At 72.4% G+C, this 8,992-nt stretch carries 9 protein-coding genes; all 9 read left to right on the top strand.

What is annotated here, in order from left to right:
• The coding region (locus AC1D15_RS10340) for a hypothetical protein (protein WP_477825909.1) at nucleotides 1-1,070 on the top strand (1,070 nt) is incomplete at its 5' end.
• Nucleotides 1,071-1,082: 12 nt separating this feature from the next.
• Complete coding sequence (locus AC1D15_RS10345; protein WP_477825910.1) at nucleotides 1,083-2,012, top strand: JmjC domain-containing protein; 930 nt, start codon at nucleotides 1,083-1,085, stop codon at nucleotides 2,010-2,012.
• Nucleotides 2,013-2,026: 14 nt separating this feature from the next.
• Complete coding sequence (locus AC1D15_RS10350) at nucleotides 2,027-3,310, top strand: class I SAM-dependent methyltransferase (RefSeq protein ID WP_477825911.1); 1,284 nt, start codon at nucleotides 2,027-2,029, stop codon at nucleotides 3,308-3,310.
• Nucleotides 3,292-4,011 (top strand): ferritin family protein, encoded by a 720-nt coding sequence (locus AC1D15_RS10355; RefSeq protein ID WP_477825912.1) that lies wholly within the window; start codon nucleotides 3,292-3,294, stop codon nucleotides 4,009-4,011. Before AC1D15_RS10350 ends, AC1D15_RS10355 begins: the two co-directional genes overlap by 19 nt.
• 1 nt (nucleotide 4,012) lies before the next feature.
• Entirely contained in the window at nucleotides 4,013-4,936 is a 924-nt protein-coding gene (locus AC1D15_RS10360) for a hypothetical protein (protein WP_477825913.1), read from the top strand.
• 153 nt (nucleotides 4,937-5,089) lie between these two features.
• Nucleotides 5,090-5,332, top strand: coding sequence for a hypothetical protein (locus AC1D15_RS10365; RefSeq protein WP_047508236.1), 243 nt, complete (start codon nucleotides 5,090-5,092; stop codon nucleotides 5,330-5,332).
• 86 nt (nucleotides 5,333-5,418) lie between these two features.
• A complete protein-coding gene (locus AC1D15_RS10370) occupies nucleotides 5,419-6,366 on the top strand; it encodes a putative 2OG-Fe(II) oxygenase (protein ID WP_477825914.1) in 948 nt (315 codons plus the stop codon).
• Nucleotides 6,367-6,375: 9 nt separating this feature from the next.
• On the top strand, nucleotides 6,376-7,194 hold the full coding sequence (locus AC1D15_RS10375) for an O-methyltransferase (protein ID WP_477825915.1): 819 nt from the start codon (nucleotides 6,376-6,378) through the stop codon (nucleotides 7,192-7,194).
• Between the two features lie 2 nt (nucleotides 7,195-7,196).
• Nucleotides 7,197-8,992: carbohydrate binding family 9 domain-containing protein (locus AC1D15_RS10380; RefSeq protein ID WP_477825916.1), on the top strand; the 1,796-nt coding region annotated here is incomplete at its 3' end.

The following is an 8,992-nucleotide window of genomic DNA, read 5'->3' on the forward strand; positions in this document are numbered from 1 at the left end:
CGTGGGCCGCGCTCGCGCTGCTGCTGGCGCTGGGCGCGGCCGAGCTCGCGCTGCGCGTCGGCCTCGGCGGCGCCACGCTCACGCCGCAGGTGTTCGAGCCGAACGACGGCGTCGCGCGCTACCGGCTCGCGCGCGGCCTGCACACCCTCGCGTACCAGTTCGGCCGCACGGTCACGGTCTCGACCGATGCGGCCGGAAATCGCTTCACGCCGGGTTCCACGCCAGCCGTCGCGCCAGCCGCCGCTGCCCCGTTGCGCGTCCACCTGGTCGGCGATTCGCAGGTCTTCGGCTGGGGCCTGTCCGACGATGAAACGCTGGCGGCGCGCCTGCAGCAGCGGCTCGGCGCCGGCGTGCAGGTCGTCAACCACGGCGTGCCGGGCTTCGGCCCCACCGACTACCTGGCCACGCTCGCCGGCCTGCCGGCCACCGAGCCGGTGGTGGTGGTGCACACCGAAGAGAACGACACCTGGGACGCCTACCGGATCTTCCGCAATGCGCACGCCACCTGCGGCTACGTGACCACCTTCAGCGCCGAGGCCACGGCCCTGCGCTGCGCCTGGATGAACCTGCGGCTGGTGCAGTTCGGGGCCGAGCTGTGGGACCGCTCGCAGCGCAGCGAGCACCCGACGCCGCTCGGCTTCAGCGCGCAGTCGACGGTGGCGGCCACGGTGCTGAACCAGCGCATCGCAAGCGGCTACGCCGACCAGCGCCGCCAGCGCGACGCCGACCTGGTCTTCGCGGTCGTGCCCTGGAAGGGCCGCTTCGACCTGGAATGGCGCGCGCATTCGCTGCCGTCGCCGCGGCCCGACGTGGCCACGCTCGACAGCCCCTTCCCCGACGCGACCCAGGCCACGCACCTGCTGGCCGCCGGCGACGGCACCGCGCCGCTGTACCTGGACGGCGATTCCCACCTGTCCCCCGCCGGCGCCGAGCGGCTCGCGCTGCTGCTGACGCCGCTGGTCGAGGCGCGGCTCGCGGCCCACACGCCGATCAATCCCCCGGCCCACGCAACCGCCGCCCCGTCCGCCGCACCATCGGCCGCCCCATCGGCGCGGCCCCCCCAACCCTGAAGGAGCCCCCGAATGAACCAGCGCGCCTCGCAAGCGGAACTGCTCGGTGCCAGCCAGGCCCGGGTCGCCCAGGTGATCGACCCGGTCGACTGGGAGCACTTCTGCGCCGAGTACTGGGACCGCAAGCCGCTCTACCTGGCCGACGGCAGCGACCGCTTCGCATCGCTCGCCGATGCCGCGACGCTGCGCCGGCTGGTCGAGAGCGGCACACCGTGGCAGTACCGCCGGCTGCCGGAGATGTACATCGACAGCGGCTTCGTGCCGCACGAAGACCTGGTGCACGAGTACATCGACATGGACGGCCGCGTCGCCCGCGCGCCGCGCCTGGACCGCGTGCGCCAGCTGCTGCTGAACGGCGCCACCGCCAACTGCTTCGGCCAGGAAGCGCACTTCCCCGAACTGATGGCGCTGAAGCTCGCGTTCGCGCAGGCCTTCTCGGCCGAGGTCGAGACCAGCCTGTTCTATTCGCAGAAGGACCACCCCGGCCTCGCGCCGCACTACGACTGCGGCGAGATCTTCGTGCTGCAGATCTCGGGCCGCAAGCGCTGGTTCGTCTCCGACCAGCGGCACGTCAACCCGATCGTCGGCTACGGCGGTCCGGTGGCCTATGACGACAAGGCGCCGCACGCGACGATCGAGCTCGAGCCCGGCGACCTGCTGTACCTGCCGCGCGGCACCTTCCACCATGCCTGCGCGCTGACCGAGGAATCGCTGCACACCAGCGTCGCCATCAAGATGCCGAGCTACCTCGACCTGCTGCAGGCGCTCGCCGGCAACGCGGCCGACCTCGACGCGATGCGCGACTACCTGCCGCTCGGCGGCCCGGCCGCCTGGGCGGATGCGCGCGTCGAGCTGGTCGAGCGGCTGCGGGGCGCCACCGCCTTGCCGGCCTACGGCGCGGCGGTGCAGCGCCTGCTCGGCCGCCGCATTCCGGCGCGTTGAGCGGGGACTGCACGATGCTCGACGAACTGAGACAGATCATCGCGGCGCGCAGCCTCGCGCCGGTGCCGCTGGCCGCGTTGCGCGAACGCTTTGCCGACGGCTGGCAGCCGGGCCGGCCGGCCGAGGCCGTCGACTTCGCCGAACACCTGTGCCGCCTGGTGCGCGGCACGCTGCGCCACGACGACCTGCCCCAGGTGGCACGCGCCGCCGGCCCCTGCGAGGTGGCGAACCAGGGCGCGAACGCGCTGATCGAGTTCATCGCGCAGCTGCCGACTGCGCTGCGCGACGAGATCGATGCACTGCCGCAGTTCCGCACCGAGGTGCTGCGCCCGTGGGACGAGCCGGTCACCGACGCCTACGTCGGCCTGTGCAACCTCGTCCACGACGTCTGGGCGCACCTGCTCGGCCCGGAGCAGCCGGCCGATGCCGGCATCGCGCGGCAGCTGCTGCGCCTCGCACCGCGCCACGCGCTGGACTACGGCGCCGGCGCCGGCCACGTCGCGCTGCTGCTCGCGCTGAACGGCATCGCGACCGACGTGGTCGAGATCGATCCGGTGAAGCGCCTGTTCCTGCAGCGGCGCGCCGCGCGGGCCGGCGTGGCCCGGCTGGTCGGCCCGGGGATGTCGCGCCTGTCGTATGACATGGTGCTCGCGCTGAACGTGCTCGATCACCTGCGGGCACCGCCCGAGTGCCTGCAGCAGCTGGCCGAGCTGCTGCCGCCGGGTGGCTCGCTGGCGGTGGCCGCCGAGTTCCCGCAGGACGGCTGGCACCAGGGCGACCCGGCGGCCGCCGACGCCTGCGGGCAGTTGCTGGCCGACCGCTTCGAGCCGCACCGCGCTGGTGTTGGCAATGACGATGACGATGCCGTCGACCCGCCGGTCGACTGGTTCGACGTCTTCATCAAGCGCGACGCACAGCACCCCGGCAACGCCGGCTCGCTGCGCTGCCCGCGCCTGCACCCGCGGGCGCGTTGGCAGGCACCGCCCGACGGCAGCGACCCGACCACCCCCGGCGTGCTGGGCGCGACCGCGTTCTACGCGCTGCCGTGCGCGCTCGACGCCGACACGGCCCGGCTGTGCGACGCCTTCGACGGCCGCCGCCCGCTGGCCGAGCTGGCCGAGGTGCTGGAACTCGAGATCGACACGCTGGAAGCCTTCTGCAGCTTCCTGCATTCGCGGCGGCTGCTGACGTGGCACGGCCACCCGGCGGCCGACCGGCCCCTGCCTCCGTTCCTGTCCCCGCTCTTGTCCCATCACGACGATCACAAGGAGACCCCGCCATGTGGAGCACTCACCTGAGGAATGCGGTCACGCGCGCGCTGCTGCCGCTCTCGTGGCGCATCGATTCGCAGCACGCTGCCCGCACGCTGAAGCGATTCTCCGAGGTCGAATTCGACAGCGCCTGGCAGTACCTGAACGCACTCGGCCACACCCGCGTGCCCAGGATGCAGCTGATGCTGTTCGAGAACCTGCTCGAGGAGATGGAGCATTCCGACGGCTTCCTGGAGGTTGCGCACAAGCTGGCGCGCGATCGCTTCCAGGGCGGCTCCGGTTCGCGCAGCGTGCTGGTGAAATCGGCGAACGACATCCACTACTTCCTCGCGTTCGCGCACGAGAGCGAGAAGGCGATCTGCGCGCAGTTCAACGGCTATGCGCGCGCCTGCAGCCACCTGCCGGCCGCCGCCGAGGTGTTCCGCGGCATCGCGATCGACGAAGAGAAGCACGAGCGCGAGGCGCGCGCGTCGCTGCTCGCCGTGGTCGGCTCCGAGGCAATCGTGCGCCGGCTGGTCTGGAAGGTGAAATTCAAGAAGGCCTACGCCTCGTGGCTGCGCGGCAGCCAGCACATCGGCGATGCGATATTCACGCTGTGGCTCGGCGCGGTGTACCTGCTGTTCGGCCCGCTGCTGCGCTCGTACTGCGCGGCCCGGCTGACGAAGAGCACGCAGGTGCAGGTGGCCGAGCCCGCCCAGAACCCCTTGCGACCCACCCTGGAGAGTTGAGATGGCCTTGGCAGAAGTATCGGCATTGATGCAGGACCACGACGCCGACCTGGTCGGCGCGGCGGCGCGGCTGCGCGCGATCGCGCCGTCGGCGCTCGGCGTCGACGACCTCGCGTCGTACAGCTGGCTGGTGAACCACGTGATCGGCGAGAAGGGCGGCGACTGGCCCGGCGCGCGCGCGCTGCTCGATGCGCTGCCGGCGCTGCCCGGCCCACCGCCGGTGCTGCTGCGCAACCGTGCGGTCGCGTATGCGATGAGCGGTGCGGCGCTGCAGGCCTGGCAGGCCGAGAGCGAACTCGCGCAGGCGCTCGCCTGCGGCCCGGCGCTCGCAGCCGCCGCGGTGCGCCTGGGCACCCTGCAGCACCTGGCCGGCACCGCCGACCCGCTGCTGGTGGTGGCGAGCCTGCTGCCTTGCGTGCAGGCGCTCGAAACCGCCCCGGCGGGCGGGCCGGTGCTGCCGATGGCGGCGCGCGCGATCAACAACACCGTCTCGGCCTGGCTGGAACGGGCGCAGTCGCCCGCGTCGCCGGCGCGGGTCGATCCGCTGGTCGGGACCGCGATGGGCCGGGCCGCCCGCTGCTGCAAGGCGATCTGGCTGCACGCCGGCACCTGGATGCAGGTGGAACGCGCCGACTACCTGGTCGCGCTGGTGGCCAACGCGGTCGGCGACTGGGCGGCGGCGGCGCAGGCCGCGCGCGACGGCATCACGACGATCGAGGCGAACGGCAGCGAGGAGGTCGACCGCGCCTTCCTGCTGGTCGAGCTGGCACGCGCCCGCTACGGGCTGGGCGAGCCGGCGGCGGCGGTGAAGGCCCGCGACGCCGCGTTCGCGCTGGCCGAGCGCTTCGACGAACCCGGGCTGCGCGAGTGGTTCGACCGCAAGGCGGGAATGCTGCCGGAGCGGTCACCCGCGCGCGCCGCGTAGGCCCGCGGGGCGTTCTTCTTCTGCCGGCGGCGCGCCCTGGCGCGGCAACCCGGCCCACCTGACTTGGGAGGTGGTCACGGCCATCCCCCGAGCGGAGCGCTGCCCACCTCGCAGTGGCAGCGGATTTTTGTCAAACCCTGAAAAGGAATCGAGATGGCAGAAAACATCGAAGTCAACGCCCCGGCCAAGAAGGCCTCCCGCAAGCTGAAGACGCTGGTGTACGCCGGCCTCGCGACCGGCTTCGCCGGCGTCTGCAGCACCAGCGCCGCACTGCATGGCAATGCCTCGTCGCATGGCCAGGCGATGGTCGACTGGAACGCCGACACCTTCACCGTGCAGGTGAAGCCCGGCGAGAAGGCGGCCGCACCGGTCGCCACCGAGAAGGCGACCCGCTAAGCGCGGAGCGTCGCGCCGCGGCCTCCTGGTGGGGCGGTCGCGGCGCCTGCTCGTCACCGATGCTCCCCTCAGCGATGTCCTGTCCGATGCCGTTTCCGATGCCGTTGCAGATTTCTTCCGAGCTGTCGCCCCAGTCCACCGCGCTGTCGGGTTGCGTGCTGGCCCTGCCGTCCGCGGCCGCCCACGCCCGGCTGCGGGCCGCGCTCGCGCAGCACCCGCGCGACCACCAGCTGTGGTGCGCGCTCGGCATGCGCCATGCCGCCGACGGCCACGCCCGCGACGCGATCGGTGCGCTGCAGCAGGCGCTCGCGCTCGCGCCGGGCCACGTCAAGTCGCAGGCCTGCCTGGGGGTGCTGCTGCACGGCCATGGCGATCCGCTCCAGGCGGCCGAGGCCTACGACCCCGCCGGCATGGTGGCGCGCAGTGGCCCGCTCAGCGCCGACCCGGCCGCGATGCGCGCCTTCCACGCCGAGCTGACGGCGCACCTGTACGCGCACCCCAGCCTCACCTGGGACCGCGCCGACAAGGCGACGCGCCACGGCTGGCAGACCGGCGAGCTGCTGCACGACGACGCGCCGGTGGTGCGGCGCCTGCAGCGGCTGCTGACCGACAGCCTGCTGGCGTTCCTGCAGGACGACGACGCGGACGACGGTGCCGCCCCGCTGCACGACGCGCAGGCACTGGCCAACGCCGGGCTGCGCGTGACGGCCTGGGGCGTGATGCTGCAGTCCGAGGGCTACCAGGAGCTGCACATCCACGAGGCCGGCCTGGTGAGCGGCGTGTACTACGTCGACGTGCCGGCGATGACCGGCCCGCCGCACGCCGGCTGCCTGCGCTTCCCGACGCACGTCGACTGGCTGCTGCCGGCCGCGCCGCGCCCGGCGGCGCCGGATTTCATCGTGCAGCCGGCCGCCGGCACGCTGGTGATGTTCCCGTCCTTCCTGTGGCACGGCACCGTGCCCTTCGTGGCCGGGCATGACCGCGTGTGCATCGCGTTCGACCTGACCCCGACCCCGCCGGCTTCTTCTGCTTGAGGGACCCCCATGCCGCTGAATGCGCACTTCCTGGACATCGCCCACCACGCCTTCGACCCCGGCATGGGCACCGAGCACGCGGCGTTGCTGCTGTACTCGATGGTCCGCATGCAGCGGCCGAGCTCGGTGCTGTGCGTCGGGCTCGGCTACTCGACGCTGTTCGTGTTGCAGGCGCTGGCCGACAACCGCACCGAGGCGCAGCACGATGCGCGCATCGCCGGCGGCACGCTCACCGACCCGGCGCGCCACGAGGTGCTGCACCCGGGCTACGACCATGCCGGCCATGCGGCGCACCTGCACGGCATCGATGACTTCTCGGAAGACGAGCCGCGCCTGCAGCGCTTCCTGCAGATCCTCGAGCGGCTGAACCTGTCGCCGCTGTTCACGCTGCACCGCTGCCGCTTCCAGGACGTGCAGTTGCCGGCCGAAGCCGGCCCGTTCGGCTTCATGTGGCTGGACTGCGGCCACCAGCTCGACTACCCCGACCTGCTGAACCGCTTCTGGCCGCTGCTCGACGCGGACGGCGGCCTGGCGGCGATCCACTACACGCATGTCGATGTCGACGTGCCCGATGGGGGCGCAACCGCCAAGGTCGTGATCCCCGGGCCGTGTGCGAACGCGCTGCGCCGCCAGCAGTTGCAGGCCGGCATGGGCGCGGGCTTCGAGTTGCTGTCGCTGGTCGAGCCGCACAAGCACCGCCAGGGCAGCGTGACGCTGCTGCGCCGGCTCGACGAGGTCGACGCCTGCCGCCCTGCCGGCCTGCAGCAGGAGCAGATGGCGATGTACGGCAGCAGCCCGCACGACCTGATCGACCTGAACCGGCGTTGAGCATGGCGAGCGTGCGAGGGGCATCGTGGATCGCCGTCGTGTCGTGGTGGGTGTTGGGGTTCGGGTGGTCGAGTGCCATCGCGCAGACCGCGGCGCCCCCGGCACCGCCGGCACGCCAGCAGGCCGGCACATCCGATTGCGCGATCGTGCTCGATGGCCGCGCCGACGAGCCCTGCTGGGCCGCTGCGCCGGTCTACGGCGACTTCAGCGAGTACAGCCCGCAATCCGGGCGCGCGCCGCAGGTGCAGACGCAGTACCGGTTGATGCACGACGCCGACGCGCTGTACGTCTTCGTCGAGAGCCGCGACCCGGATCCCGAGGCGCTGCGCTACGCCTGGTCGCGGCGCGATCGCGTCGGCAAGGACCAGGACCAGGTCACGCTCTACATCGACCCGATCGGCAAGCGCTCGTTCGCGCAGCTGTTCCGCGCCAACCCGGTCGGCTCGGTCTCCGACGGCACCTACAACGAGGCGAGCGGAGAGGAGAGCCTGGACCAGGATTTCGACTTCAGCGTCGCGACCGCGCGGGCCGAGGGCGGCTGGACGGCGGAGTTCCGCATTCCGTTCAGCAGCCTGCGCTACGGCGAGCGTGGGCAGGTCGACACCTGGACACTGCTGGTCACCCGCAACCGCCCGCGCGAGCAGCGCTACCTGTACACCTCGGTGGCGCTGTCGCGCTACTCCGACTGCTTCCTGTGCCGCAACCCCGCGCTGGGCGGCCTGACGCTGCCGGACGCGCAGGCCTACGTCAACCTGACGCCCTACGTGCTGGCGGAACGGCACGACCGGCGCAGCACCGGTGCCAGTGACGAACGCGGCAACACCACGCGCGCCGGCGTCGACATCAAGGCGCGCCTGGGGCCATCGTGGTTCGTCGACGCCACCGTGAACCCGGATTTCTCGCAGGTCGAGATCGACGCGCCGCAGCTGTCGGCGAATGCGCGCTTCGGCATCTTCTATCCCGAGAAGCGGGCCTTCTTCCTGGAGGGGGCCGACCTGCTGGACACGCCGATCCCGCTGGTCTACACGCGCAGCATCGCCGACCCGAAGTGGGGCGCGCGCCTGACGCGGCGCAGCGAGGGCAGCGACTGGCTCGCGATCGCCACGCGCGACAGCGGCGACGGCGCGGTGCTGTACCCCGGCACCTGGTCCACCGTGCCGCTGGTGCGCGACGTGACGGCCCAGGCGCTGATGGCGCGCGGCCGGGTGCGCCTCGGCGAGCAGGCCACCTGGGGCGCGACGCTGAGCCTGCGCGACGCGGCCGACGACGACCGCAATGCGGTGGTCGGCAGCGACCTCTCGTGGCAGGTCGACGCGCGCCACAAGCTGCGCCTGCAGATGGCGGCCAGCGACACGCGCGGCGATGCGCGCGCGCGGCTGGAGGGCCTTGGGGATGGCGACCTCGGCGCCGGCCACGCGCTGTTCGCCGACCATTCGTTCTACGGCGAGCACACCGACACGCTGCTGACGCTGGAGCGCATCAGCCGCAACTTCCGCAGCGAGAACGGCTTCATCGCGCAGGCCGGACACCAGCGCGGCGAGCTGTCGGTGACCGAGCGGCTCGGGCCGCTGGGCTGGTTCACCGACATGAACCCCTATGTCAGCGTCGCGCAGGTGCGGGCGCTGGAGGGCGGTGTCGTCGCGCAGACGCTGCACCCGGCGATGCTGCTGCTCGGCCCGTATGCGACCGGGCTGCTGGTGGAGCTGCATGCCGACCGCGCGCGCGCCGACCAGGGGCTCGCGCTGCACCGGCTGCCGCAGGTGCTGCTGAGCCTGAAGACGAGTCCGAACGCGACGCT

This window comes from Rhizobacter sp. P2_H2, from assembly GCF_056403375.1.